This is a genomic window from Stenotrophomonas sp. SAU14A_NAIMI4_8, assembly GCF_003086695.1.
Classification (GTDB): domain Bacteria; phylum Pseudomonadota; class Gammaproteobacteria; order Xanthomonadales; family Xanthomonadaceae; genus Stenotrophomonas.
In genome coordinates, this window is the sequence record NZ_CP025999.1 from 4,256,360 (window position 1) to 4,280,829 (window position 24,470).

Annotated in this window: 22 protein-coding genes; 6 read left to right on the plus strand and 16 right to left on the minus strand. The window is 64.6% G+C overall.

Annotated features, from left to right (window positions below; genetic code table 11):
• Positions 1 to 71: 71 nt before the first annotated feature.
• On the minus strand, positions 72 to 428 hold the full coding sequence (locus tag C1930_RS19165) for a hypothetical protein (protein WP_108751257.1): 357 nt from the start codon (positions 426 to 428) through the stop codon (positions 72 to 74).
• Between the two features lie 3 nt (positions 429 to 431).
• Positions 432 to 1,277 carry a shikimate dehydrogenase gene (gene aroE / locus C1930_RS19170; protein WP_108751258.1) on the minus strand — a complete coding sequence of 282 codons (846 nt, stop codon included), beginning with the start codon at positions 1,275 to 1,277 and terminating at the stop codon, positions 432 to 434.
• 48 nt (positions 1,278 to 1,325) lie between these two features.
• On the opposite strand from aroE, the gene C1930_RS19175 reads away from it, so the two are divergent.
• Positions 1,326 to 2,189 carry a PD40 domain-containing protein gene (locus C1930_RS19175; protein WP_108772428.1) on the plus strand — a complete coding sequence of 288 codons (864 nt, stop codon included), beginning with the start codon at positions 1,326 to 1,328 and terminating at the stop codon, positions 2,187 to 2,189.
• Between the two features lie 113 nt (positions 2,190 to 2,302).
• On the opposite strand, the gene C1930_RS19180 is transcribed toward C1930_RS19175, so the two are convergent.
• From C1930_RS19180 to C1930_RS19195, 4 genes are all read right to left on the minus strand, one after another.
• Positions 2,303 to 2,572 carry an SHOCT domain-containing protein gene (locus C1930_RS19180; protein ID WP_108751260.1) on the minus strand — a complete coding sequence of 90 codons (270 nt, stop codon included), beginning with the start codon at positions 2,570 to 2,572 and terminating at the stop codon, positions 2,303 to 2,305.
• 45 nt (positions 2,573 to 2,617) lie between these two features.
• A complete protein-coding gene (gene hemB, locus C1930_RS19185; RefSeq protein ID WP_108751261.1) occupies positions 2,618 to 3,607 on the minus strand; it encodes a porphobilinogen synthase in 990 nt (329 codons plus the stop codon).
• A 19-nt stretch (positions 3,608 to 3,626) separates the two neighbouring features.
• Entirely contained in the window at positions 3,627 to 4,544 is a 918-nt protein-coding gene (locus tag C1930_RS19190; protein WP_108763188.1) for a bestrophin family ion channel, read from the minus strand.
• A 124-nt stretch (positions 4,545 to 4,668) separates the two neighbouring features.
• On the minus strand, positions 4,669 to 4,917 hold the full coding sequence (locus tag C1930_RS19195) for a hypothetical protein (protein WP_108754522.1): 249 nt from the start codon (positions 4,915 to 4,917) through the stop codon (positions 4,669 to 4,671).
• Between the two features lie 177 nt (positions 4,918 to 5,094).
• On the opposite strand from C1930_RS19195, the gene C1930_RS19200 reads away from it, so the two are divergent.
• Positions 5,095 to 5,553 carry a hypothetical protein gene (locus C1930_RS19200; RefSeq protein WP_108757485.1) on the plus strand — a complete coding sequence of 153 codons (459 nt, stop codon included), beginning with the start codon at positions 5,095 to 5,097 and terminating at the stop codon, positions 5,551 to 5,553.
• A 283-nt stretch (positions 5,554 to 5,836) separates the two neighbouring features.
• Here C1930_RS19200 and C1930_RS19205 read toward each other — a convergent pair whose 3' ends face one another.
• From C1930_RS19205 to C1930_RS20375, 4 genes are all read right to left on the minus strand, one after another.
• A complete protein-coding gene (locus C1930_RS19205; RefSeq protein ID WP_108772429.1) occupies positions 5,837 to 7,633 on the minus strand; it encodes a DUF885 domain-containing protein in 1,797 nt (598 codons plus the stop codon).
• A gap of 156 nt (positions 7,634 to 7,789) precedes the next feature.
• The gene (locus C1930_RS19210; protein ID WP_108772430.1) at positions 7,790 to 8,140 is read right to left on the minus strand and encodes a hypothetical protein; all 351 of its coding nucleotides are present in this window, start codon (positions 8,138 to 8,140) and stop codon (positions 7,790 to 7,792) included.
• Positions 8,141 to 8,192: 52 nt separating this feature from the next.
• A complete protein-coding gene (locus tag C1930_RS19215) occupies positions 8,193 to 8,552 on the minus strand; it encodes a hypothetical protein (RefSeq protein ID WP_108772431.1) in 360 nt (119 codons plus the stop codon).
• Between the two features lie 605 nt (positions 8,553 to 9,157).
• The gene (locus C1930_RS20375; RefSeq protein ID WP_159093639.1) at positions 9,158 to 9,718 is read right to left on the minus strand and encodes a hypothetical protein; all 561 of its coding nucleotides are present in this window, start codon (positions 9,716 to 9,718) and stop codon (positions 9,158 to 9,160) included.
• Positions 9,719 to 10,154: 436 nt separating this feature from the next.
• Between C1930_RS20375 and C1930_RS19220 the strand changes: the two genes are divergently transcribed.
• Both C1930_RS19220 and C1930_RS19225 read left to right on the plus strand, forming a co-directional pair.
• Positions 10,155 to 10,520, plus strand: a complete 366-nt coding sequence (locus C1930_RS19220; RefSeq protein ID WP_108772432.1) for a hypothetical protein — start codon at positions 10,155 to 10,157, stop codon at positions 10,518 to 10,520.
• Positions 10,521 to 10,547: 27 nt separating this feature from the next.
• Positions 10,548 to 11,057, plus strand: a complete 510-nt coding sequence (locus tag C1930_RS19225) for a hypothetical protein (RefSeq protein ID WP_159093640.1) — start codon at positions 10,548 to 10,550, stop codon at positions 11,055 to 11,057.
• A 42-nt stretch (positions 11,058 to 11,099) separates the two neighbouring features.
• On the opposite strand, the gene C1930_RS19230 is transcribed toward C1930_RS19225, so the two are convergent.
• The 6 genes from C1930_RS19230 to C1930_RS19260 all read right to left on the minus strand — a co-directional run bounded on the left by C1930_RS19230 (position 11,100) and on the right by C1930_RS19260 (position 22,409).
• Complete coding sequence (locus C1930_RS19230; protein WP_108772434.1) at positions 11,100 to 11,555, minus strand: hypothetical protein; 456 nt, start codon at positions 11,553 to 11,555, stop codon at positions 11,100 to 11,102.
• Between the two features lie 1,384 nt (positions 11,556 to 12,939).
• Positions 12,940 to 17,649, minus strand: a complete 4,710-nt coding sequence (locus tag C1930_RS19240; RefSeq protein ID WP_108772436.1) for an RHS repeat-associated core domain-containing protein — start codon at positions 17,647 to 17,649, stop codon at positions 12,940 to 12,942.
• 214 nt (positions 17,650 to 17,863) lie between these two features.
• The gene (locus tag C1930_RS19245) at positions 17,864 to 18,493 is read right to left on the minus strand and encodes a hypothetical protein (protein WP_108772437.1); all 630 of its coding nucleotides are present in this window, start codon (positions 18,491 to 18,493) and stop codon (positions 17,864 to 17,866) included.
• A 326-nt stretch (positions 18,494 to 18,819) separates the two neighbouring features.
• Positions 18,820 to 19,335 carry a cytochrome c oxidase assembly factor Coa1 family protein gene (locus tag C1930_RS19250; RefSeq protein WP_108772438.1) on the minus strand — a complete coding sequence of 172 codons (516 nt, stop codon included), beginning with the start codon at positions 19,333 to 19,335 and terminating at the stop codon, positions 18,820 to 18,822.
• A gap of 24 nt (positions 19,336 to 19,359) precedes the next feature.
• Entirely contained in the window at positions 19,360 to 21,585 is a 2,226-nt protein-coding gene (locus C1930_RS19255) for a S9 family peptidase (RefSeq protein ID WP_108772439.1), read from the minus strand.
• Positions 21,586 to 21,719: 134 nt separating this feature from the next.
• A complete protein-coding gene (locus C1930_RS19260) occupies positions 21,720 to 22,409 on the minus strand; it encodes a glutathione S-transferase N-terminal domain-containing protein (RefSeq protein ID WP_108757492.1) in 690 nt (229 codons plus the stop codon).
• 110 nt (positions 22,410 to 22,519) lie between these two features.
• Between C1930_RS19260 and C1930_RS19265 the strand changes: the two genes are divergently transcribed.
• Together C1930_RS19265 and C1930_RS19270 are read left to right on the plus strand one after the other, a co-directional pair.
• Positions 22,520 to 23,143: a TIGR00645 family protein gene (locus C1930_RS19265; protein WP_108757493.1), complete on the plus strand. Its 624-nt coding sequence runs from the start codon at positions 22,520 to 22,522 to the stop codon at positions 23,141 to 23,143.
• A gap of 199 nt (positions 23,144 to 23,342) precedes the next feature.
• Positions 23,343 to 24,359, plus strand: a complete 1,017-nt coding sequence (locus tag C1930_RS19270) for a TonB family protein (RefSeq protein ID WP_108754535.1) — start codon at positions 23,343 to 23,345, stop codon at positions 24,357 to 24,359.
• The last annotated feature ends 111 nt before the right edge of the window (positions 24,360 to 24,470 follow it).

A 24,470-nucleotide genomic window follows, 5' to 3' on the forward strand; every position in this document is an offset into this window, starting at 1 on the left:
CAACCTTGGTTGGCACACCCCCACAGCGCCGACCAAGGTCGGCGACTACCAAAAGCAGGCCTTGCCCCGCGTTACGGCGCCGACGCCGCCGGGCGGGCGCGCAGCAGCCGCACCAGCGCCCAGACCAGCAGCACGATGCCGAAGGCATCCAGCAGGGCCAGCACGAAGTGCACCCCGCCCAGCACCGCGCTCATCGCCGAAACGGCGCTGAAATCGCCGCTGCTGACCAGCCACAGCGGCACCACGCTGGCACCCAGGCTGCCCAGGTTGGCGGCCAGCAACAGCAGCAGGCCGGCCAGCGCGCCGCTGCGGGCCGCATCACGCGGCGCGCCCAGCACCCACACCAGGCCCACGCACAGTGCGATCAGCACCGGCAGGCGCACGCCCAGCAGGCTGAGCACGCTCATCAGCATGGCCGATGCATCCATGGTTCAGTCCTGCCCGGCGAAGGTGCCGGCACCGGCGCGCAGCTGCTGGTAGACCTCGTCGGTCTGCGGGCGCACACCATGCCACTGCAGGAAGCTTTCGGCGGCCTGCTCGACCAGCATGCCCAGGCCATCAACGGTGTTGCGGCAGTTGGCCGAGCGCGCCCAGGCCAGGAAGGCGATGGCGGCCTCGCCGTAGTTCAGGTCGACGGCGGTGGTCATCGAATTGACCAGCGACAGCGGCAGCTTGAACTCGACATCGCGGTCGCGGCCGGCCGAGGTGGCGTTGAGGATCAGTTCGAAATCGCCCAGCTCGCGCAGGTCTTCCCAGTAGCGGCTGATGGCGCGGCCGGGTTCGCCCATCGCGTCGATCAGTTCGTCGGCACGTTCCGGCGTGCGGTTCACCACCACCAGTTCGGTAATGCCGGCATCCAGCAGTGCCGGTGCCACGCTGCGCGCCGAACCACCGGCGCCGATCAGCAGCACGCGGCGGCCGCGCAGGTCCAGGCTGTGGCGGTCGGTCAGGTCACGCACCAGGCCGATGCCATCGGTGGTGTCGCCGTGCCAGCGGTCGCCCTTGCGCAGCAGCGTGTTGACCGAGCCGGCGCGGCGCGCACGTGCGGTCAGGGTGGTGCACACCGAAAACGCGGCTTCCTTGTGCGGCGAGGTGACATTGGCACCCACGCCGCCTTCGGCAGCGAAGGCTTCCAGCCCGGCCAGGAAAGCGTCCGGGGCCAGGTCGATGGCGCGGTAGTCCACGCTGATGCCTTCCTGGCGACCGAACGTCGCGTGGATCTGCGGCGACTTCGAGTGGGCGACGGGGTGTCCGAAGACGGCGTAACGGTCGGTCATGGAATCCTCAAGCTGGCTAGACTGATGCTCTTTCGTGCACGGACCTGGATGATGCGCATCACCCCGCCCCTGCTGGTGCTCGCCGCCAGTCTACTCTCTGCCCCCGTGGCGATGGCGTTGAACGAGTACGGCATTGAAGGCATGGGGGTGGTATCGACCCGGGCCGATGAAGGGCGCGCGACGATCAGTGCCGATGGCCAGCGCATCGTCTTCGCCCGCCGCGGCGAAGCGGGCTGGGGGCTGTGGCAGGCACGGGTGGTGGACGGGCGCTGGCAGCAGGCGCAGGCCTTGCCGGTGGCGGTGCCCGGCGAGGTGGTCGATCCGTACTTCAGCCGCGATGGGCGCTGGCTGCTGTTTGCCGCCGGCCGCGAGGACGCGCTGGCGCTGTACCGCGCGCCGCTGGCGGCCGATGGCAGCCTGGGCCCTGCGCAGGCGCTGGCCGGCACCGGCAAGACCCGCCCCGAGCGTGGCCCGGCGCTGAGCGCCGATGGCCGCCGGCTGCTGTTCGCACGCCACCAGGGCCGGGGGACGGGCTGGGATCTGTTCGTGGCACCGCTGGATGCGCAGGGCGCGCGTGGCGCGGCGGTGGCGCTGGATGCGCTGAACAGCGCGGGCGATGAGACCGACGGTGACTGGCTGGGCCAGGACGGCGCGGTGGTGTTCAGCCGCGTGGGCGCCACCGCGGCGCAGGTGATGACCAGCGGCTGCGCGTGGACCGGGGCGGCGCTGCAGCCTTTGGGGCTGTCGTTCAACCAGAACGGCGGCTGGACCGCGGCACCGGTGATCGACAACGCCAAGCCCGGCGAGATGCTGGTGGCCAGCAGCGCCGCACGCGCGCCGCGTGCCGGTGGCGTGGATGTGTACCGGTTGGCGGTGCCGAAGATCGCGGCCGTGGCCGGGTGCGTAAAGTAGATCCACGCCATGCGTGGATGAACCTCACGGTAGGTGCCAACCTTTGTTGGCACACTCGCGAAGGGGTCAGAGCCCTTTCCTGCGGAAAGGGATCCGACCCCGGGTCACGCCGCTCAGCGCGCCAACACCTTGGCCCGCTGCTGTTCGTACTCGGCTTCGCTGATCTGGCCGCTGTCCTTGCGCTGGTTCAACGCGGCCAGCTCGGCTTCCACCGCATCCGGCAGGGCCTGGCTGCGGGCCACGTGGCGCGCGGCGGACGGCTGTTCCGGCGCGCGCCGGGCGGCACGGCGGGCGGCCAGGAACACGAACACGATGATGGCGCCGAAGATCGTGGTGCCCACGATCCAGATCAACCACTGCATCCATCCCAGTTCCGGTGCCATCGCCTGTGTCTCCCTAGTTCGTGAACGCGTTCGTGGGCGCTATTGTCAGCGCTCGCGCAGCCAGCGCGCTACCTGCGGGGCGAAATAGGTCAGCACGCCATCGGCGCCGGCGCGCTTGAAGCCCAGCAGCGATTCCAGCACGCAGGCGCGTTCGTCCAGCCAGCCATTGGCGAAGGCGGCCTTCATCATCGCGTACTCGCCGCTGACCTGGTAAGCAAAAGTCGGCACGCCGAACTTCTCCTTCACCCGGCGCACCAGGTCCAGGTAGGGCATGCCCGGCTTGACCATCACCATGTCGGCGCCTTCTTCCAGGTCCAGCGCGATCTCGCGCAGCGCCTCGTCACCGTTGGCCGGGTCCATCTGGTAGGTCTTCTTGTCGGCCTTGCCGAGGTTGCCGGCGCTGCCCACCGCATCACGGAACGGGCCGTAGAAGGCCGAGGCGTACTTGGCCGAGTAGGCCATGATGCGCACGTTGACGTGGTGGTCGGCATCCAGCGCACGGCGGATGGCGCCGATGCGGCCGTCCATCATGTCCGACGGCGAGATGATGTCGGCGCCGGCCTCGGCGTGCGACAGCGACTGCTTCACCAGGGCTTCCACGGTGATGTCGTTCAGCACGTAGCCCTTGTCGTCGATGATCCCGTCCTGGCCGTGGGTGGTGTACGGGTCCAGGGCCACGTCGGTCATCACCCCCAGTTCCGGGAAGCGGGTCTTCAGCGCACGGATCGCCCGCTGTGCCAGGCCGTCCTCGGCCCAGGCCGCCGAAGCGTCCAGCGTCTTCTGCGAGGCATCGATGACCGGGAACAGGTCGATGACCGGAATGCCCAGCTCCAGCGCTTCTTCGGCCACCTTCAGCAGCTCTTCGATCGACAGCCGCTCCACGCCGGGCATCGACGGCACGGCCACGCGACCGGCCGGCTCGTGCACGAACACCGGGTAGATCAGGTCGTCGGTGGTCAGCGTGTTCTCGCGCATCAGGCGGCGCGAGAATTCGTCATGGCGCATGCGCCGTGGGCGGTAATGGGGGTGAGGCATGGCAGGCTCCGAGGAGTGGCTATTGCAACAGGTAGCCCTGCGGCAGCAGGGGTTCGGGCAGGGGGCGTTCGCCCAGCGCATCCAGCTGGTCGATTTCGATGGTGCGCACCAGGGCGTCCAGCGGCAGATCGTTCGGCTCCAGGCCGAACGGGTCTTCCATCTCTTCGCCCAACTGGTCCAGGCCGAAGAACGCATAGGCCAGCACCGCCGACAGCACCGGCGTGGCCCAGCCCAGCGAACTGGCCAGGCCGAACGGCAGCAGCACGCAGAACATCCACGCGCAGCGGTGCAGCAGCAGGGTGTAGGCGAACGGCAACGGCGTGGTGAGAATGCGCTCGCAGCCGGCCTGGATGGACGACATGGCGTGCAGGCGCTCTTCCAGCTGCGTGTACAGGATCGAATCAAGGGTGCCGGCGCGCAGGGCCTGGGCCAGTTCGGCGGCGATCATCGCCAGCAGTGCATCGGGCACGTTCTCGCGCTGGGCCAGCTGCGCGCGCTGGTCATCGTCCAGCCACGGCACGGCCGCCAGGGCCACCTCACGGCGGCGCAGGCGCGCGGCCAGGGCGGCGGCGAAGGCAATGGTGAGGTAGCTGACGCGCTGCCGGCGCGGCGCATCGTCGGCCAGCAGCAGGTGCAGCTGGCGCGCCAGCGAGCGCGATTCGTAGACCAGTTGGCCCCACAGCTTGCGGCCTTCCCACCAGCGGTCGTAGCAGGCGCTGTTGCGGAAGCTGAGGAAGATCGACAGCACCAGGCCCAGCAGGGTGAACGGTGCGGCCGAGACGCGCTCGATGCCGGGCGGCTGGGCCAGCTCCACCACCGCGGCAACGGCGATGGCCAGCACCAGGATGGCCAGCACCTTGGGCGCCACCGCCGGAACGATGGAACCGCGCAGGATGTACAACAATTGCCAGCCGTGCGGCCGGGGGCGAATGATCATCGGGGCTACCGCGGCGGACGCGGTCCTGCAGGCACGCGGGGGGCTCGCGCAGCCGCCCATTCTACGCCCCTGCCCGCGCCGCGACCGCGCACCTGCGACGCCCGGTCGCACCCGCCGGGGGTGTTCAGATCACCCCGCCGCCCAGGCCCAGGCGGAAGATGCCCACCACCACCACGATGCCGTTCAGCACCAGGCCGGCCCAGGCGCGGCCGCGCTTGCTGGGGTGGGTGAACAGGATGCCGATGGCGGCGATGATCGCGCCGACGGCCGCAAAGGGAATGAGGAACCAGTTGCCCCACCCCAGAAGGGGGATCAGCGCCAGGATCATCCACAGCAGCGCCACCACACCCCACAACAGACTGATAACGCCCATGCCACGCTCCGTGCTTGGTTGCCGCCACCATAGCCGTTCCCGGGGCGGCCGCCTACCGGTGTTGGCGACAGCATCACCGCCGCCGTGCCAGCATGCGGCCAGGGCCAGCATGCCGGTGTTGGCGCTTATTCAGAGTGCCGGTCCGATGATCCGAGGCAATCCACAGGGGTATACGCCATGAACATCCGTTGGGTCGCATTGGCGGCCATGCTGCTGGCCGCTGCCGGGTGCGCCAGCACCTCCAAAGTCATGCTGGGCCGGGCGCGGGCGCCGATCGACCCGGCCCTGGTGCAGATCTATTCCACCCCGCCGGCCGGTTCGCTGGAAATCGCCCAGCTGGAATCGTCTTCGGCGGTGGGCTTCGGGACCCAGGGCCAGACCGATGCAGCGGTGGCGCGGCTGAAGCGCGAAGCCGCCGCGCTGGGCGCCAACGGCGTGATCCTGATGGGCGTGGGCAGCAGCGGTTCGCCGGTGGGCATGTCGGTGGGCGCCGGCAGCTACGGCTCGCACGTGGGCGGCGGCGTGGGCATCGGCATTCCCACCACGCAGAAGCGCGCGGCCGGCGTGGCGATCTGGGTGCCCAACCCCGAACCGCCGGCACGCCTGCCGACGCAGACCATTACCCCGCAACGCTGATACCACGGTAGCGCCGGGCCATGCCCGGCGACTTTTCCGCTGCGCTCGCCGGGCATGGCCCGGCGCTACCTGGCCGAATTGGCGGCTTTTCCGTTGCGCTCGCCGGGCATGGCCCGGCGCTACCGGTCCGAATTGGCGGCTTTTCCGCTGCGCTCGCCCGGCATGGCCCGGCGCTACCGGTCCGGTGGCTGGTAGATCCACGCCATGCGTGGATGGGCTTTCCCGATAACCCCTGGGGTCAGAGCCCTTTCCTGCGGAAAGGGATCCGACCCCGGGTCTGGCGTTACCGGTACTTCGGCACGAACTGCTGCTGCACGGCTTCGGCCAGCTGGTCCGGCGGCAGCAGGCCCTGGTCGAGCAGGAAGTTGTTGAACGCCAGGCGGTCGAACTTCGCGCCCAGTGCCAGTTCGGTCTGCATGCGCAGTTCAAGGATGCGGGTGTAACCGTAGAAGTAGCTGCCGGCCTGGCCGGGCATGCGCACCATGTAACGGTCCAGCTCCTGCGTGGCCATGGCCTTGGACAGACCCACCTGATCGATCAGCACGCGCTCACCGGTGGCACGGTCGGTCAGGCCCAGGTTGAGCATCGGGTCGAGCATCGCGCGCGCCGCGCGCAGCAGGCGGAACTGCAGGGCGATCATCTGCCCGTCCAGCGGCTCGTACGGCACCATCTCGGCCTCGGCATACAGCGCCCAGCCTTCCACGTTCACCGAATTGAACGCGAACATGGTGCGTGCCAGCGACACACCGCGCTCGACCATGGCGGTGAACTGCAGTTCGTGACCCGGGCGGCCTTCATGCGCGCTCAGGGTCCATGCCGCCGAGCCGAAGTTGAAATCGTCGTACTGCGCGCCCTCACCCGCGGCCGGGTTGCCCAGCGGCAGCACGAAGGTGCCCTGCTGCCCGGTGTTGTTCACCAGCGGCGCCGGCAGGAAGTGCGGGGCCGGGCTGGCCGCGCTTTCCGCCGCCGAACCCAGGCGCATCTGCATGGCGCGCTTGGGCACATCGACAATGGCGTGTTCGCGGATGAGCGGATCGATCGCATCGATCACCTTGCGGTAGTGGCCTTCCAACTGGTCATTGGCAATCTTGTTGGCCTTCAGTGCACGAATGACCGCCACCGGGTCGCTCGGGTCGGCCACCTTCAGGCCCTTTTCCTTGGCCACCAGCGGCGCGAGCTGCTGCATCGCCGAGCGGGTTTCCATGAATTCCAACTGGGCGCGCTGCATCAGCAGCTTCGGGTCGATATCAATGCCCACCTGCTTGAGCTGGTAGGCATACAGCGGCGCCGGCAGGCGCGCGTCAGTGCGGGCCTTGGGCAGCACTTCCTTGCGGGTCCATTCGGCGTAGTCCTTCATCTGCCCGGCCAGGGCCTGCATGGCTTCATCGGCCCCGGCAATCTGGTACTTCTTCAGCAGCGACTCGATGCCGGTGATGTAGGTCTGCACGTTGTCCAGCGACTGCTGCACTTCAATCGTGGTCGGCTGCAGCAGGCTGCTGTCCTTCAGGCGCTCTTCGTAGCGCTGGCGGGCCAGGGTGGTGAAGGCGGTGCTGCCCGGCTGCAGGCCGGCATAGGCCTTCAGGCGATCCAGCGCCTTGCCGCGGCGCTCGGCCGGCACCTGGTCGGACAGCAGCAGGTTCAGGCCACTGAACACCGTCTGCGGCGCATCGCGCCAGGGCAGCAGGTACTTGTCGTTCAGTTCGCTGCCTTCGATGTTCTGGTTGGCCGCGGCGATCATGATCTCCAGGTCCTGGCGGACGTTGGGGTCCTTCTCGCTGGCCAGCTTGGCCTTCAGTTCGTCGCGGGCCTTGGCCATGGCGGCGCGATAGCGCTGGCCGTTGTCCGGGCCCAGGTCGGCCACCTTGTCGTCATAGCCGGGCACGCCGAAGAAGCCGGTTTCCTCGGGCTGGAACGGCCCCTGCGCGTCCAGCAGGATCTGCGCCAGCGCGTTGCTGCGCGCCACCCAGGCCGGGCTGGCCGGGGTAGCCGCCTTGGCGGCGGGTGCGGCCAGGGCCGACGGTGCGGACAGCAACGGGGCGGCACTCAGGGCCAGGACAACGGCCAACGCGATGGGCTTCATGGGACACTCCAGCAAAGGGTTGCCCGCAACTTACGCGGTTGGGGCGATGGCGACAATCGGCTGGAGGTCACGGCCCGCTCTGGTAGACGCCCACCTTGGTGGGCGGCTCCAAGGGAACCAACCAAGTTTGGCCTCTACCAAGGCAAGGGCTATCGATCAGCTGCAGCGCTCGGCGGCCTTGGCAATGACGGCCGCGCTGGCATTCTTTTCCTTCAACCGTTGAAGCAACCCGTCGCACGCCAGACGGTCACCAGGCTTTTCCTCGTAGATCAGAAGCTCGCCGGCCCGGTCCACGCCATCCAGATAGAGCACCCGGCAATCACCGGAACTGGTATGGATTTTCATGACGCGAATATCTGCGATCTGCTCGTCGGCGGTGGCCGAGCCCTCGCACATTCCCCCGTAGTAAGCCCTGCTCATGAGTGCGGAAATGGGCTTGGTCTGCAGCTCGCCCAGTCGATCACCACCGTTGCAGGCCGCCAGGGCTGACGCTGTGCCAAACATCATGAAAAGTCTGCGTATCATGAAGATCCCGGATACATGGCAGTGTTTCGGCCACTCACGCGTTCGGCCTGCGCGCGTAGCTGTAGTTGGGATCCCGCACGGCACGGACGATCGGGCTTCGTGCGTGCCTGATCGCTCCGGGAAACCAACACAGCACCATTGCCACCAGCCAGATTGCGCCCAGCCATGCCCATGCGTTGAGGACATACGCCACGACCAGCGCCAATGACGCCAGCAGGGTGATGACCTCGGCGTACAGCAGGTACAGCAGGTGCGTGCCCCGTGGAGGGTTCGAACACACGACGATGCCACAGTCCCGGCAGGATACCTGCGCCCGACTCTTCCAGGCAGTACGCATGGGGAAGCGTTGCCGGTGCGCGCCACAGAGTGGGCAGGTGAAGGTCACCAGGCGCATCAGGGTGGATCCTCTCCTTGATTGGCATCGTATGGCGGGGGCTTCGCCGAGCCTTGGCTCTTGGCCCTTTTCAGGCTCCGAGCTCGGTCGATCACCGCGCGCTGGAAGACCGGATCTTGGCAAATTCATCAACGCTATCGACTAGCTATCCCGCCAGATTTCCTGGTACCGGGCCCACACCATGAACGGTCAAGCTGAATTTGCACTCGATCTCCGGCTCACAATCCAGAACGACAGTCCACTTGCGATGCTTCCCCACACGGGAGTGGCAAAAAGGATGCTCATAAGACACATCGAAAGCAGCGTCTGCCATATCAAAGATGCATTGAGAGTGGCAAACCTTTCATGCTCAACGAGCAACACCGCCAGTTGGGCCAGAATCCCGGCCACGGCGCCAACCAAAAGCCCCTTCTTCGTACAACCCCATACGGTCTCTCCGTGATGAGGCCTCAACAGCAGCCCCAGGCAAATGAGCCACACCAAATACAGCTACGGAAAGACATTGCCAGTATCGAGCTGATACATGTCCCATATGAATTCCGGGACAGTCAAACACATGAGAACCGTGGACGTAACAGAAGACAAGACGTAGCTGACAGCCCCCCTCATGACTTCACCTCTTGGGAGCGAACAACGACCTTCTTCAGGATCACCTGTTTCTTCCTGACTTCAGAATCCATACCAGAGGCCCACCCAGAATGTAGAAGACGGCCTTCAGCACTTGGGCCATCTTTTGGCGCCTGCTCAATGCGACGCTCGCAGAATACTTCTCCCGGATAGCACGCCTCTTGCGGGCGAGGTCCGCCTTGGCATCGACTCGCATAGCCAGGGTTGTTCTCCTGGATTTCCTTGCCATCAACCTCCTCCATTTTTTTGGCAACGGCCACGCCCATGATTCTTCCAGAATAGATCATCTGCAGCACACCCCCACTCAAGACGGGTGGCATGAATTCTGCTTGGCGGGCCGTTGCAGATTGGAGGTCTATCGCATCGATGCCGGAAAGCTGATGGCATAGCCCGGCGACTGCGAACAGGTCTGCCGCTTGCTCGCCAGCATCCGGGACGTTGCCAAGCATTGGTCGCGCCACGCGCCCAACCACAATACCGTCTGGCATGAACGGACCAAGATCGCGATGAACGGGCACCAACCTCTGCTGGCGCGGCATGGGGATGTCGCATCTGCCCTGCCCCTGGCGCCCCAGGCACCTCTGCAATTGCAAACGCGTCTGAGCCACCAATACTGCCAATAGCCTTGCATACCAAGGCCTCAGCCGCACGGCGAAATTTGCAACGATTCTGAAAATGTTGAATGCAGTGACGGCATCGGCCCTACTGCCTTGGCATCGCGTACGACCGGGCGTATTCCTTTCGATGCCACCGTGCATCGGTGGCCGGGATTCGAAACCCCGCTAGTTCGTAGAAGTAAACGCTTGCCAGCCGGCATCACCCTGTGTGGTGCCGGCTGGCAATCCGTCGGCCGGCTATGGCGGGCGGTGCGTGGAGGCCTTGTGCCTGCCGGTTTCGCGAACGCCGGGTTTCGAACCACGCATCGTCCGCCACCTTTATCGGTGGCGGCTTCTGCCTGCACGCAAGGAGCCCGCCATGACCGCACCCTATTCCCCTGCCCCGCATTCCATTCAGGAACCGCCGGCAGACGATCCCGCGCCAGACCCCAACACCCTCACCCAGTTGCTACGCAGCATCGGCGCCGGTGCCGCCGCCGACGGCCAGCCCTGGCCGGAACGCCACCCGCTACGCAGCCGACAGATTGCACTGGCCGATGCCGATTGCGCACTGGCTGGCCAGCGCGTGGTGCAGGAACTGCTGCTGGCCGCCGAGCGCGCCCGCCAGAATGGAGACCCTGACCAGGACGTGGGCGACCGCGTGATGGAAGGCTTGGCGATGGCCTGCCTCGCGCTCAATGTCTTCATCCAGGAACGCGTGCGGCCGCTCGGCGCGGGGGCGTGAGTGAGGTCGTTCCTGGCATCTGGCCTGATGGTCATCGGTGCGCTGGCCACTGTTGCCTTGTTGCCCTGGCCGCAAAGCGCAGCCCAAGAGACGTGGGTCTATCCGAAGATGGGATTCGCGGAGTTCGAGAAGCTCTATGGCAGTGCGCACGAATTTGTTTCCGAGCGCCGAGCAACGGGCTTCACGATCTACCCGGCGGATGCCGTTGCGCCCTCTTTCCAGGTGCGCTGCAAAGGCTTTCCCGTGCTGAGGGTGGAGCGCACAAAAGCGACGGTCGTGCTTCGACTGCCGGCGGACGCCCTGCAGCGTGCGCCGGAATCTGAGGCGCTGCATCTGGATCTGCAGCAGTTAATGGCGCTCAATCAGCTTGAGGGTGTCAGCATTCCCGATGGTCGGGCCCGACCGTGGTGGCGGGCTGGGCCTGCGGTGCCGAAGGATGAGCGGTGTGCGTTGCCATCTGGCGGCCGGCTGATGGACGGGTACCGTGCCGTGCGTTCGATGTTGAGCGCATTGGTTGAGCGGGATCGGTTTTGGTGATGAGGTATCGGGGTTCAGTTGAACAAGCTCGACTCATTCTGCCTAACGGTTACCAGCACAACGTAGAGCCGCCATGCGGGCCGCTTGCTCAAGTTCAGAATCCACGCCCGTCGCCCCCTTCAACGCGGCACTCTTGAGCCATGCGTATGCCTCGCTTGATGACGCACAGTCCTGCTTGTCCCTCAACATGAAGAACACGTTGTACTGTGCAATCGGGTGCCCCAGCGCTGCGGCATAGACAAGCCACATGCGGGAGCTACCAGCCGTGCCTTTGCCCTCAAAATGGCGTGAGATTCGAAACGCTGCCTCAGCGTCGCCCGCATCTGCGCGACCAGTGAACGCAAGCAGTTGCTCATCATCAAGCACAGCGCCACTATCCGTAGCGATCGCGCCATCAAGATCAACTACCGGCCTTTCCGGCTGAGGGGGCACCTGCGCATCGACAAACCCTGCACCCACCAGACATAGGAGAAGACCAGTCTTCTTGAACATCGTCATTTGGCCCCACCCTGTTTCATGAAATTCACCCACTCTCCAGCATTGCTCTTATCTTTTTTCGGGTGTTTCTTCCGCAGCTTCCTTGATCCGGACACAATGGATCGTTCTTTGCCCAGGTGTGCTCGGTAGGCGCTTAGATGGTCATACCCAGCGCTTTGAATAGCTGCTGGGCGGGGATCGGCCCACCATCGATCGACTTACCCGTTCGACCTGAAGACGATCAATTCACATTCTCCCTCGGCATCTGTCCTTCTCTCCCAATCAGAAAAGTGACGATGCTCCCACGCATCGCTATTTTCCATCTCCTGAGCACACTCAGCCAGGAAAGCGGCAAGGAGGCGCGCTTCCGCGGGTCCAACTTGTAGAACCACCTCCTCCAACCGACCAGGGTCATCGAGGAGCTGTTTTTTCCCATATATCTTCATCTATCTCACGCCCCTTCTTGTCCTCCCACTATGACTTCCCCGCCGAGCAACGCCTACGATGCGCTTTTCTGCCGGAGACGGACCAGGCCAATAGATCCAACCTTCAACGTGACAAAAAACCAAACGAGAGAGACGACCACGAAAACTAGACCCGAGTAACCATACTTTCTGCCATCACCATAAACATCAGCAAGAACAAATGTAAGTATTATCAAATTCACAGCAATTCCTAGGCAACCAACCAATCTCAGCACCCAGAAAAACATGATGTAGTAGGCCCGGAGAAATCGTCTGTATGCACTCATATCAAGGACACCCGCATCCTTAGGCCAGACCATAGTTTGCCCTCCCACTCCGCGCCGAACGCTCATGACTGCTGGCGCGGCGCGCACTAAAAATTCACGTCACTCAGAACACAAGCGACATGAGAATCACATGATGCCAGTCTCACTCGCGAGCAGGTCTACTATCGATCATTGCGACATAGCTCCCCGGTAAGCTTTTCATCGTGAATCTTGTTCCACTGATAAACCTTACGGCCAGCGACGCCCAACAAAGATATCTCATCAGATCCAAAATTCGGCTCATCGTGATACTTTAAGGAAGACGAGCATCTGTAGTATAAAGACGCGCTCTTCGGCAAAACAACACCGAAGCCAATTGAACTTCGAATAGACTTATCCTGACGTGCGGATGCAGCCAGCAACCTGCGTTCCTGAATGTAATCAGCGGAGCGCTTCGTGTCGTATGAAGCAAAGTAGTGCCCAGACTCTGCATCCGACCTGAAACTTATGGACACTGCATCTTCAGGAATCGACAACGCACTTGCTATAGATAGGTCTCCTTCGCTATTTACATGCGAGAGAGATTCGTAGCGCCTCTCCTTGTATCCGCAGCCAAGAAGGCAGACCACAAGACCAGAAATAGTGACCCTCATTAGATTCTTATACATATTCACATCACCACTCCGGAATGTAGTCATTCAAAAACGGGCGGGATGAATTAGGGACATAGTCAGCGCATCGCCTGGCACAGTTTTCACCAAGCTCACAGCTAGCGCCGCGCTTGTTTGCGCTCATATCTTTCAGATTGTCGTCGCGCATTTCTGAGTGGGTCCTCCGAGTACCGTCTCCATAGAGACCCAGGCGCCCCGCATAGTAGTCTTTCGTCTCCTTCATGGCCATCAACTCAAGTACAACTCCCGCGTTGCTTGTTACTTGAGTCGCCCGGCAAGCAGCAAGGCAGTGATAGAACTGATCCGCTCCGGAAATGTTCCTAGATTTCATCTCAGCGTTGTATCTCGAAAGAATCTTGGCCGCTACAATCGCATCCCCGATATCGGTAGCGGGAGGGGCTTCCGGCTGTTTCATGCGGTACTTACCGAACTGAAATTGACCAGATTCCAAGCCAAGCGGATCCAGATTTGAACTGGGGTTGGACTCAGCATAGGAGTACGTTGTCAACCCACCTGCCAACCCAATCGGGTCACTCTGCGAATACCTCCCCACCGCCGGGTCATACTCCCGCTGGTAGTTGTAGAACATCCCACTCGCATCCGTCGCCTGCTGCCCCGGGAAGCGCAGCGCCAGTTCGAACGCCACACCATCACCGTCCGGGTCGGCACTCGGGATCTGGTTCCCAAACACTTCGCTCTTGTTGCTCCACTCCCAGATCGCCACATCCCGCACTGGGTCGATCACCACGCGCGGGGTACCCAGGTGATCGGGCTGGATGTAGGCCAGCTCCGGCACGCCCGCAGCGGGCACACTGATCAGCGCGACCGGGTAATTGTCCAGCCAGATGGCCTGCTGCTGCGCGTCACCACTGGCGCTGTAGTTGCCCAGCCATTGCCCTGCCTCGTCGTACAAGGTGATCTGCGCAGTGCCGCCCGCCGGGGTACGCAGCACGCGCTCACCGCGATGGTTGTAGGCATAGCTTTCCAGCACCGCGTTGCCCTGCTTCACCGCATTCATGCGGTTGCCGTCGTTGTAGGTGAACGCCTTGCTGCCAATGCTGGTGGTATTGCCCGCCGCATCATGGCCGCGGGCTTCGCCATCCACCGCAGTCAAGCGATGGCTGCTGGCGGGATAGGTATAACTGGCCACACCGGCCGCGGTGGTCAATGCGGTGCGGTTGCCAGTGGCATCGTACGCGTAGGTCTCAATCGGCGTGCCCGTCGAACCGTCCTGAGTCTGGGTCAGACGGCCCAGCGTGTCGTAGGCATACGTGGCCAATACGGTTGAGCCCGCACCATTCTTCAGTTCGGTGATCGAACCCACCGGATCATAGCCATAGCTCAGCGACAGGCCGCCTGCGGCCGGGTCATGCACGGCCTGCGGACGGTAGTCCAGGTCCAACGGGCGCTGCAACTGGCGGCCATTGCCGTAGGTCCAACCGGTAGCCGGGCCGAAGGCTGCATAGGTCACGTTGTCGACCACCACCTGCCGCGCTTGCCCCGGGCGGGTCAATCCAACCTGGCTGATGCGTCCCAAGGGATCGCGTACATAGTCGGCCACACTGCCATCGGGATAGGTCAGCGCGGTCAGGCGGCCCGCCTTGCTGTAGGCATAGCGCAAGGTGCTGGCCACACCGTTGATCGTCTGCACCTTGCGGGTGATCTGGCCGAAGCGGTCGTGGCAGTACTGTGTGCTGCCATCGGCATGCAGTACCTGGCCCAGACGCCCCTTGGCGAAGCGCTCGTCGGTGGCACAGGCAGCCGGCGCCACATCGTAGCTGTAGCCGACATCCAGATTCGGATCTGGGTACGCAACACCGATCAAGCGATTGAGCGCGTCGTAACTGTAGGTGGCCGTAACGCCACGTGCATCGGTGCGGGTCTTGCGATTGCCCGCCGAATCCACGGTGAAGCTGGTGGTGCCGCTGTCGGGGCTGACCTGGCCGGTCAGGTCGCCGAATCCATTGTGGGCATAGGTAGTGTGCAACCCCTTGGGGTCGGTCACCTGGGTAACCTGATCCAGCGCGTTGTAATGGCTGCGGATCTCTGCCGCCACGCCGCCCACATCCTGCCGGGTCTGGGCCAGGCGGTTCAGCGGATCGTGCTGCTGGCTGGTCACGCGCTGCAGGGCGTCGGTTACCGTCTGCGGGTTGCCGTTGGCGTCGTAAGTGAAGCCGGTGGCATGGTTGCCCGCATCTTTCAGCGCGGTCAATTGGCCAAGGGTGTTGTAGGTCCGCGCCAGCGTGCGCCGCAGGGTGCCACCGGCATCCACGGTGTCTTCGTTGAGTCGGTTGCCGGCATCATCCAGCGTGTAGTGGATGGTGTTCCCGGCGCTGTCTGCGATATCGGTCAGGCGCTGGGCCGCGTCATACACGTAGGTGACGCTGCTGCCGTCAGGCTCGGTGACCTGTTGCACCTGGCCAGTGGGCCAGTAGCTGATCTGGGTCGAGCGGTCGTCAGCCGTGGTCGCGCCGCGCACCGTGATCGATGTCGGCCAACCGCGCGGGTGATAGCTGTAGTCGGTGACCACGCCGTTGCCATCGCGCACTGACAACGGGCGCCCGAAGGGATCGTAGGAAAGCGTCTCCGTGGTGTGGCCCAGCGCATTGCTGATGCTGCGCAGGTCGCCCTTGCGGAAACTGCAGGTGCCACCGCTTGCACAGCCCGCATCGTCCTGCGCGTAGTAGCGATGGATCGTGACATCGGAAACATCCGTGCGCGGCCCATCCACGCTGTGCAGCAGGCCGATCAACCGGCAATCCGGCCCCTCCGATTCGCAATAGGTCTGCGTAGTGACACGCACATCACCGCTCACGATATCGCGCAGCGTGATTGCGGTCGGCTGCAGGCGCGCATTCCGGGTGACCCGCAGTTCCTGATTGCCGACGGTCTGCTGAACAATCCTGTTGCTTTCTGCAGCCGTTCGCACTTCGCGAATCCGCTCCTCTGGGGTGCCGGTCGCTTCGGTGGTGGTGGTGATGACCACGGCACCGTACACCGGATCGGCAGCATCGTTGTACGCAAAGGTCGTGCTTGTTCCCCGCTTGTCTGTGGACGACTGCAGACGGCGGCGGAAGTCCAGACTGGCAGACAGGTAGGTGTGGGTCGCAGTCCCCGTGGAATCGCTGATGCCGTTGACCTTTCGTGGCAGACCGTCACTGCCACTGGGCGTGAGCGCATATTCGCTCTGCTTCCCAAGCGCATCGGTCACGATGACCGGACCGGCAGCGGTGTATTCCAGATGGACGCCATCAATGCCCACCCCACCCTGCGAGCAGTCGCCAGAGTGACGGCTGCAGATCACGCGGCCCTTGGCATCGTAGCCAAACCAACTGTAGCGTTGCCCATCCTCGGCGGTTACGCCGGTAAGGTACGCAGGAAACCGTGTGTCTTCGTAGTGGTAGGTGCGAATGCCGCCATCGGCGTAGGTGGCCGTGGTCAGCTCGCCACTTGCACTGTACCCATAGGAAACAAGCGTCTGGCCGCCCAGTGACAACCGCGAGATAAGCGAGTCGTTCTCAGCAGCGCCATATTCGAACTGCAGCTCGCGCCCGCTCGAATGCGAGACAGTCACCAGTCGCGCCTGCGCGTCGTAGGCGTATTCAAGCCAGGTGCCGTCCTCGAACTCTCGACGTTCCATCAGGCCGGAGGCATTGAACACGATACGTTCCTGCGCACGGGAGAGCAGCCAGCGCGTACCTTGCTGGACCACGCGATCGCCGCTGCCGTCGTTTGACTCGTAGTAGCTGCCACGGTTGGGAAACGCGCCCTGCGTACCGTCTTCGGACAGCAATCCCACCTTCAGCTCCGTTCCCGGCGGGAAGGTACTGCTGTCCACGCCAAGGGTCAGACGCAGATTGTGTGAATGGGTCCAGCCGGTGCCAAGCGCACCCCCAGGCGTGCTGGTCAGTGAATGGTAATGGCGACGGAAGTCGATCCAGCCCAGATCAAAGTCCGGCTCGGGCTGGCTCTTGTCACCGGTGGTCGGGTCGCAGGGGTTGCCCACCTTGCATTTGTTTGTCACAGGCGTGCTGACGTACTTGCGAAGCATGGACAACGTGCCCGTATCCAGTATGGGCGGCATGGCACACATGCCCTTGGCCGCCTGCCAGGTCATGATCGTGGTGCTGGTGTTTGGGCACCTGACCTCACGCTGGCGCTGCAGGTAGCGCGTGCCAGTCACGAGTTCACAGGTGTTGGTGCTTGGATTCAGGTGGTAGAACGCAACCGTTGCGCCGCCTTGCTCACCCGTGTTGCTGCCATCGGCACCCGCACCTTGGCCGCCACCGGGAATGCCATCCCATTGCTCAGCGATTGTGACTTGCGTTGCGGGACACGAGGGTTGCTGGGGGATCTCTGCCTTGAGCGCAGCAGACAGATCTTCCAGGGAGTTGAACTCCTTCTGAGCATAGTGATAGACCCAATCGGTCTTGATGAGCTTGGCCGGCTTGATCGCATAGTCATAGATGACCTTGTTCGGCAGCGACGCCACACCCCGCACTTCCCAACTGAAGGGGCCATACTGTTGGTAATTCTGGTAGCGCTTCTCGACGTCCTGCTGCGCGAGCTTTTCGGTCGCACGGGCAATGCTTCCGGGTGCAAGCGCCAGCCATTCCTTCTTGACTTCCTGCGCCCATGCGCTGGCACCCACGGCAAGACCCGGAAGGGCCAACGACAGTGCCAGCAGCCATTCGGCTTTGATTCGCTTGAACATCCCTGTTCTCCACTCCTGGGCGGGGGTCGCACCGGCGGAGGAACACCCACACGCCAGCATCGCCATGGCGCGCTGTACGTCGGACCGTCCCTGTTCCGGTAACGCGGCTGGGCCGCATGGGCGAAGTTATCTCCGAAATAACCGGCACGTTCAAGGCATGAACTGTGCTATCGGTCGAATTTCGGATTATTCCTAGTGGCGTGAAGCACCAGCGTCACGCAGTGGCGGGTCCCACGAGATACCGGCAACGACTCCCTTTGTCGCACACGTGGCGCGCCCTCTCTGCCGGCAGGTCGGGAGCTGGCCGATCCGGCCGCCGGTCCCTCACATCATCGCGCTCGTCGCGTCGGGCACGGCGCACGTCCCGCTTTACCAACCGCTCGCCGTCGAGCGCGTAGTTCCAGAACCCGTAACTGAAACGTGCATGCGTTCCCGACGCGTCCGACCAGATCCGCACCGGCCTGGACTGCCCAGGCGTGGCCTCGACACCCGGCCCGAGGAGCTTCACTCTACCCACCCACTGCAATCCTGAGAGCGTACGCACCTCTCGATGCGCGTGTTCGCCGTGCGTAGGCCGGTAGATCACATGCTGGGCATCCTCGAACAAAGGCGCGGTGGGATCTCGAACAAGATGCAGAACGGTGTCGTGGAGATCGACCGTAAGCTCATCAGCGGCCAAGGCCGCCTCGTTCACGCGAACACGGCGTACCCAGTCCACATCGTCGCCAACACTGCGCAGTTCCTGTGCCGCTTCATCCAGCATTGCATCTGGAAGCATCTGCAGCAGTGGCTCGGCCGCCATGGCGGGCCCGATAGAGGCCAGCAAGCAGACCGTCACTGCCATCCATCTTGTGATTGCATACCTTCGCATCGCATGTTCCTTCCAGGATCAAGAGAAATGCTGCAGCTGGACGCACGCTGCAACGGATCAATGATTGGAATGAAGGTACGTCCACGTGCAGGGACGTCGCTCACACTATGAATCGTGCGTATGAAATCAGCAGAAATCGAAGGCTTCACCGATAGCGAAACGGCTCAACGACGTCGTGCAATGTCGGTAGCAGGCAATCTCACACAGGATCTACTGATCCAACAAGAAGCCTGATCGACGGAAGTGGGTTCAGCCGCGGCAGATCGCGACAAGCCCGCCAGCGACCTGGCAACACCCCATCACAACGCCAACCCCGCCCCACACCCGCCCCGCGCACGGCATTCCCGCAGCGCACACGCTTCTGCGGCCTCCGCATCGTCCAGCGCGCTCAGGTCGAAGGTCTGTTCGTCTTCGCCCAGCACGTACATCACCGGGTAATCCCAGACGTCATCACGTCGGCTGCCCTGTACGAACAGGCGCCCGCGCGCATCCGGTCCCTGCAGGCCGACGATCAGGCCAACATTGCGCTGGCCGTCGATTGCGGTCTGCATGCTGCCCACCGGCATTGCGTCGGCCTGCAGCGGTTCGCCGAAGGCCTGCACCAGTTCAATGCTGCACCCGGCGCGGCGCATGGCCTCGCGCATGGGTGCGCTGTCACGCGCGGCCTCGCTCCAGCGCAGCAGGCTCCACGCGGTGGCGCCGCCCAGGCTGGCCAGCAGCAGCACCACGGCCAGCGGCATGGCCCAGCGCCAGTGGCGCCGCCACCAGCCGGTGGCGGGGGCGGCATGTGCGGGGACGGGCGGTGGCAGCGGCATCGGCGGGCTCCTTCCCAGTCGCGATCAGGGCTTCAGGCAGCGCTCCAGGAAGGCTTCGGCCACGCGGTAGCGGTGCAGCGCATCGGCGCCGGACAGGCCGTGCTTGGCGCCCGGGTAGGTCATCAGTTCGAACGGCTGGCCACGCTTCTGCAGCGCGCTCATCAAGCTGGTGGAATTGGTGAACAGCACGTTGTCGTCGGCCATGCCGTGGATCAGCAGCAGCGGCGAGCGCAGGCCATCGATGTGGGTCAGCACGCGCGCTTCGCGGTATCCGGCGTCGTTGCGCTTGGGCAGGTCCATGTAGCGTTCGGTGTAATGGCTGTCGTACAGGCCCCAGTCGGTGACCGGTGCGCCGGCCACGCCGCAGGCATAGCTGTCCGATGCCTTGGCCAGCAGCATCAGGGTCATGTAGCCGCCGTTGGACCAGCCCTGCACGCCAATGCGCGCCGGGTCTACCCAGGGCTGCTGCTTCAGCCACGCCACGCCGCGCAGCTGGTCGGCCACTTCCACCGTGCCCTGCTTGCCGTATAGCGCGCCGCCGAAATCACGGCCGCGACGCGGGGTACCGCGGTTGTCCAGCGAAAACACCACGTAGCCCTGCTGGGCCAGGTACTGGTTGAACAGATGGTCGCCACGGCCGGGCCAGCTGTCGGTGACGGTCTGGCTGGCCGGGCCGCCATACACGTACACGGCCACCGGGTAGCGCTTGGACGGGTCGAAGCCGGTCGGCTTGATGATGCTGTAGTTCAGCGCGGTCTTGCCGTCGGCGGCGGTAAGCGTGCCGAACTCGATCGGCCGCTGCGCGTCGCGGTAGCGCGCGTAGGGATGCTTGGGGTCGGCCAGATCGTTCTGCAGCAGGGTGGCGATCTTCTCGCCATTGGCGCGGTACAGCTCGATCTGCGGCGGGGTGTTGCTGTTGGACCAGGTGTCTACATACACGCTGGCGTTGCGGGCGAAGCTGGCGCTGTGCATGCCCGGGGCCTGCGACAGACGCTGCGGCGCGCCGCCCTGCAGCGATACGGCGTAGATCTGGCTTTCGCGTGCCGATTCGATGCCGGCGCGGAAATAGACCTTGCCCGCCGCTTCGTCCACGGCCAGCAGTTCGTCCACCGGCCAGTTGCCGTGGGTGAGTGCGGTGGTCTTGCCGTCGTTGGCAATGCGGTACAGGTGCTGGAAACCGCTGCGTTCGGACGACCACAGCAGGCTGCCGTCCTGCAGGAAGCGCAGGCTGTTGTGCAGCGGCACCCAGGTCGGGCTGGTTTCATGGGCCAGCGTGCGCGTGCCCTTGCCGGCCAGGTCCACTTCCACCAGGTCCAGCTGCTTCTGGTCGCGCGATTGGCGCTGGTAGGTCAGGCGCTGGCCATCGCGCCAGTCCACGCGCGCCAGGTAGATGTCCTGTTCCTTGCCCAGGTCGATCCAGCGCGGCGCGGCAGCGGCGGCCGGCGCGATCACGCCCAGCTTCACGGTCACGTTGGCATCGCCGGCGGCCGGGTAGCGCTGCTCGATTACATCGGTGCGGTCGGCGTAGACCTCGTAGCGCTTCTGCACCGGCACCGGGCTTTCATCGATGCGGGCGAAGGCGATGGCCGAATCATCCGGCGCCCACCAGTAGCCGGTATGGCGGTCCATTTCCTCGTCGGCCACGAATTCGGCCACGCCATTGCCGATGGTCGCGCTGCCATCGTGGGTGAGCTGCACGGCCTTGCCGCTGGCCAGGTCGATCACCCACAGGTTGCGGCCGCGGATGAAGCTGACGAAACCGCCCTTGGGCGACAGCTTGGCGTCGGTGGCGAAGCCTTCGCCGTGGGTGAGCTGGCGCACGGCCGCGGCACCCTGCTGCTTCAAGTCGTACAGATACAGTTCGCCGCCCAGCGGGAACAGCAGGCGCTGCGCGTCCGGTGCCCACTGATAATCGACGATGCCGGTCATGGCGGCGATGCGCTGGCGCTCGCGGCGCGCCTTTTCTTCGTCGCTCAGGGTTTCGGTGCCGGGCAGCACCACCTTCGAATCCACCAGCAGGCGGGTCTGGCCGCTGCCGATGTCATAGCTCCACAGGTCCAGCTGGTTGCGGTCGGTGTCCTTGCCACGCAGGAAGGTAACGCGCGAACCGTCCGGGGCTACCTTGGGCTTCATCAGCGTGGGGCCGGACAGCGGCAGCGGGCCGGTGATGGCTTCCAGGGTGAGCTTTTCGGCGTGGGCAACAGTGCTGGTGGCGATCATGAGGGCAAGCGAGGCGAACAGGTGGCGCATGGGACATCCCGGGCAACGTCAGTGTCCATCCTAACCAAGCCGGTGCGCGAAGGCAGCATGACCTTCTGCCCATGGCCAGCGGGGGTCAGAGCCCTTTGCGGCGCAAAGGGATCTGACCCCGGTTTCGCCAAGCTTCAGCGCTGGCCGAACAGCTGCTTGCGCTCTTCGTCGCTCAGCGGCTTGCCGGCGTTGGGGTTCACCTTGTCGCGCAGGGCGTAGGCGCGCTGGGTGGCCGGGCGTGCGGCGATGGCTTCGTGCCAGCGCTTCAGGTTCGGGAACGCGGCAAAGTCGACCGGAATCTTGTCGTAGGCGCCAATCCACGGGTAGCTGGCCATGTCGGCAATGCTGTACTCGGCACCGCCCAGGTAGGCGTGCTCGGCCAGGCGCTTGTCCATCACCCCGTGCAGGCGGCGCACTTCGTTGTCGTAGCGCTCGATGGCGTAGCCGATCTTTTCCGGCGCATACACGTTGAAATGGCCCATCTGCCCGCTCATCGGGCCCAGTCCGGCCATCTGCCAGAACAGCCATTCCAGGGTGGCGATGCGCCCGCGCGGGTCGGCGGGCAGGAACTGGCCGGTCTTTTCGGCCAGGTACAGCAGGATCGCGCCGGATTCGAACACGCTCTGCGCGGCGCCGCCGTCGGCCGGGGCATGGTCGACGATGGCCGGCATCTTGTTGTTGGGCGAAATGGCCAGGAAATCGGGCTTGAACTGGTCGCCGGCGCCGATGTTGACCGGGTGTACGCGGTAATCCAGTCCGGTTTCTTCCAGCAGCAGGGTCACTTTGTGGCCGTTCGGGGTGGGCCAGTAATACAGGTCGATCATGGCGTCGGCTCGGCGTCGTTCAGGAAAGTGCCAGTCTAGTGCGTTGGTTGGCTTGGCACCGTCATGGTGGGCCGGTAACCTCGCCGCTTCCCCGCAACGCACTGTCCTGCATGAGCCCCCAACGCCCCCTGTCCCCGCTGTCCTCGCTGATCTTCGCCTCGCGCTGGCTGCAGCTGCCGCTGTACCTGGGCCTGATCGTGGCGCAGTGCGTCTACGTGTTCCTGTTCGGCAAGGAGCTGTGGCACCTGATTTCCCACTCGGCCTCGATGGGCGAGCAGCAGATCATGCTGATCGTGCTGGGCCTGATCGACGTGGTGATGATTTCCAACCTGCTGGTGATGGTGATCGTGGGTGGCTATGAAACCTTCGTGTCGCGCCTGCGCCTGGAAGGTCACCCGGACCAGCCGGAATGGCTGAGCCACGTCAATGCCAGCGTGCTGAAGGTGAAGCTGGCGATGGCGATCATCGGCATTTCCTCCATCCACCTGCTGAAGACCTTCATCGCCACCGGCGCGCTGGGCGGCATTCCGCTGTGCACCCCGGAACAGATGAACGTGGCCGCCGCCAACATCGGCGCCGCCAAGTGCTCGATGCTGACCGCCGATGGCGTGCTCTGGCAGACCATCATCCACTGCGTGTTCATCCTGTCGGCCATCGGCATTGCCTGGACCGACAAGCTGATGTCCAACGGCCACGACAAGGCCGACAACCACGGCAAGAGCGGCGCGCACTGAGCCCTGCGGGCCGGCAGCCGCCCCGTGCTGCTGCCGGCCACGGCCACTGCCCTTGTACGCGATGGCGGCGGGGATGCTAGATTGCACCCTCGCCGCAGTCGGCGCCGGCGTCGGGAAACGCCGGCGACCACGCCCGGATCCCGATCCCGGCGCTGCAGCCACACGCACTACGTAACGTCGTCTTCTAAAGGGGAGCAGGATGTCGCACGTCTCTACGATCGCTGCCGCGCGCCGGTGGATGCCGGTTGCCCTGGTGCTGGCCCTGGCGGCCTGCTCGGGCAAGGAAGAAACACCCGCCGCTGCCGCACCCGGCGCCGCCGCGCCCGCCGCAACGGCCCCGGCCGATGCCGCCGCACCGGCGGTCGCCGCCAAGGTGCAGTCGATGGGCACCGAACAGCTGCGCGAGGCCGCCAGCCAGGCCCTGCGCGAGAACCGCATGTACGCGCCGGCCGGCGACAACGCCATCGAGTACTACCTGGCCCTGCGTGACAAGACCCCGGACGACGCCTCGGTGAAGAGCGCGCTGACCGACCTGCTGCCGTACACGCTGATTGCCGCCGAACAGCACCTGGGCCGCGAGGACTTCAGCGAAGCCCAGCGGCTGGTGGCGCTGATCGAGAAGGTGGACCCGTCCGCCCCGGCCCTGCCGCGCCTGAAGGAAGGCATGACCAAGGGCGTGCAGGTGGCCGCCAAGCGCACCGAAGACGAGACCGCCAAGGTCAAGAAGGACGCCGAGGACCGCGCCAAGCAGCTGGTGGAACAGCAGCGCCTGGCCGACCAGCGGGTGAAGGAAGCCGAGGCCGCCAAGCAGATTGCCGCCCAGCAGGACGCGGCGCGCCGCGACAGCGAACGCCAGGATGCCGAACGCCAGGCCGCCGCACGCCGCGAGGCCGAGCAGAAGCAACAGCAGGCGGCTGCCCAGGCCGCGACGGCCGCGCGCCAGGCCGCTGCCACCGCGGCACCGAGCCTGCGCCCGGTCAGCACGCCGGCGCCGCGCTATCCGTCTGAGGCGCTGCGCTCGGGTACGTCTGGCGAAGTGCTGGTGGAAATCACCGTGGGCACCGACGGTTCGGTGACCAATGCACGCGTGCTGCGCGCCACGCCGTCGCGCGTGTTCGACCGCGAGGCACTGAACGCGGTGAAGCGCTGGCGCTTCGAGCCGGTGGGGGCACCGGTCACCACCCGCCGCACGCTGGTGTTCGCTCCGGGCGGTTGATCCACCCGCCACGACGGCATGCTGCCTGCAGGGCCCGGAGCGATCCGGGCCCTGTTGCGTTGCGGGTGTCTTGCCGTGGGTAGGGAACCTGTCGCGTCTGGCTGCGAGGCG

Excerpts from the sequence above, each read along its gene's own strand:
- hemB (WP_108751261.1), bottom strand. The coding sequence starts at position 3,607 with ATGCCTCACCCCCATTACCGCCCACGGCGCATGCGCCATGACGAATTC.
- C1930_RS20375 (WP_159093639.1), bottom strand. The coding sequence starts at position 9,718 with ATGCCGCGCCAGCAGAGGTTGGTGCCCGTTCATCGCGATCTTGGTCCG.
- C1930_RS19190 (WP_108763188.1), bottom strand. The coding sequence starts at position 4,544 with ATGATCATTCGCCCCCGGCCGCACGGCTGGCAATTGTTGTACATCCTG.
- C1930_RS19165 (WP_108751257.1), bottom strand. The coding sequence starts at position 428 with ATGGATGCATCGGCCATGCTGATGAGCGTGCTCAGCCTGCTGGGCGTG.
- C1930_RS19180 (WP_108751260.1), bottom strand. The coding sequence starts at position 2,572 with ATGGCACCGGAACTGGGATGGATGCAGTGGTTGATCTGGATCGTGGGC.
- C1930_RS19215 (WP_108772431.1), bottom strand. The coding sequence starts at position 8,552 with ATGCGCCTGGTGACCTTCACCTGCCCACTCTGTGGCGCGCACCGGCAA.
- C1930_RS19200 (WP_108757485.1), top strand. The coding sequence starts at position 5,095 with ATGAACATCCGTTGGGTCGCATTGGCGGCCATGCTGCTGGCCGCTGCC.
- C1930_RS19210 (WP_108772430.1), bottom strand. The coding sequence starts at position 8,140 with ATGATGTTTGGCACAGCGTCAGCCCTGGCGGCCTGCAACGGTGGTGAT.
- C1930_RS19230 (WP_108772434.1), bottom strand. The coding sequence starts at position 11,555 with ATGACGATGTTCAAGAAGACTGGTCTTCTCCTATGTCTGGTGGGTGCA.
- C1930_RS19195 (WP_108754522.1), bottom strand. The coding sequence starts at position 4,917 with ATGGGCGTTATCAGTCTGTTGTGGGGTGTGGTGGCGCTGCTGTGGATG.
- C1930_RS19225 (WP_159093640.1), top strand. The coding sequence starts at position 10,548 with ATGGTCATCGGTGCGCTGGCCACTGTTGCCTTGTTGCCCTGGCCGCAA.
- C1930_RS19220 (WP_108772432.1), top strand. The coding sequence starts at position 10,155 with ATGACCGCACCCTATTCCCCTGCCCCGCATTCCATTCAGGAACCGCCG.
- C1930_RS19260 (WP_108757492.1), bottom strand. The coding sequence starts at position 22,409 with ATGATCGACCTGTATTACTGGCCCACCCCGAACGGCCACAAAGTGACC.
- C1930_RS19250 (WP_108772438.1), bottom strand. The coding sequence starts at position 19,335 with ATGCCGCTGCCACCGCCCGTCCCCGCACATGCCGCCCCCGCCACCGGC.
- C1930_RS19205 (WP_108772429.1), bottom strand. The coding sequence starts at position 7,633 with ATGAAGCCCATCGCGTTGGCCGTTGTCCTGGCCCTGAGTGCCGCCCCG.
- aroE (WP_108751258.1), bottom strand. The coding sequence starts at position 1,277 with ATGACCGACCGTTACGCCGTCTTCGGACACCCCGTCGCCCACTCGAAG.
- C1930_RS19265 (WP_108757493.1), top strand. The coding sequence starts at position 22,520 with ATGAGCCCCCAACGCCCCCTGTCCCCGCTGTCCTCGCTGATCTTCGCC.
- C1930_RS19255 (WP_108772439.1), bottom strand. The coding sequence starts at position 21,585 with ATGCGCCACCTGTTCGCCTCGCTTGCCCTCATGATCGCCACCAGCACT.
- C1930_RS19270 (WP_108754535.1), top strand. The coding sequence starts at position 23,343 with ATGTCGCACGTCTCTACGATCGCTGCCGCGCGCCGGTGGATGCCGGTT.
- C1930_RS19240 (WP_108772436.1), bottom strand. The coding sequence starts at position 17,649 with ATGTTCAAGCGAATCAAAGCCGAATGGCTGCTGGCACTGTCGTTGGCC.
- C1930_RS19175 (WP_108772428.1), top strand. The coding sequence starts at position 1,326 with ATGATGCGCATCACCCCGCCCCTGCTGGTGCTCGCCGCCAGTCTACTC.
- C1930_RS19245 (WP_108772437.1), bottom strand. The coding sequence starts at position 18,493 with ATGGCAGTGACGGTCTGCTTGCTGGCCTCTATCGGGCCCGCCATGGCG.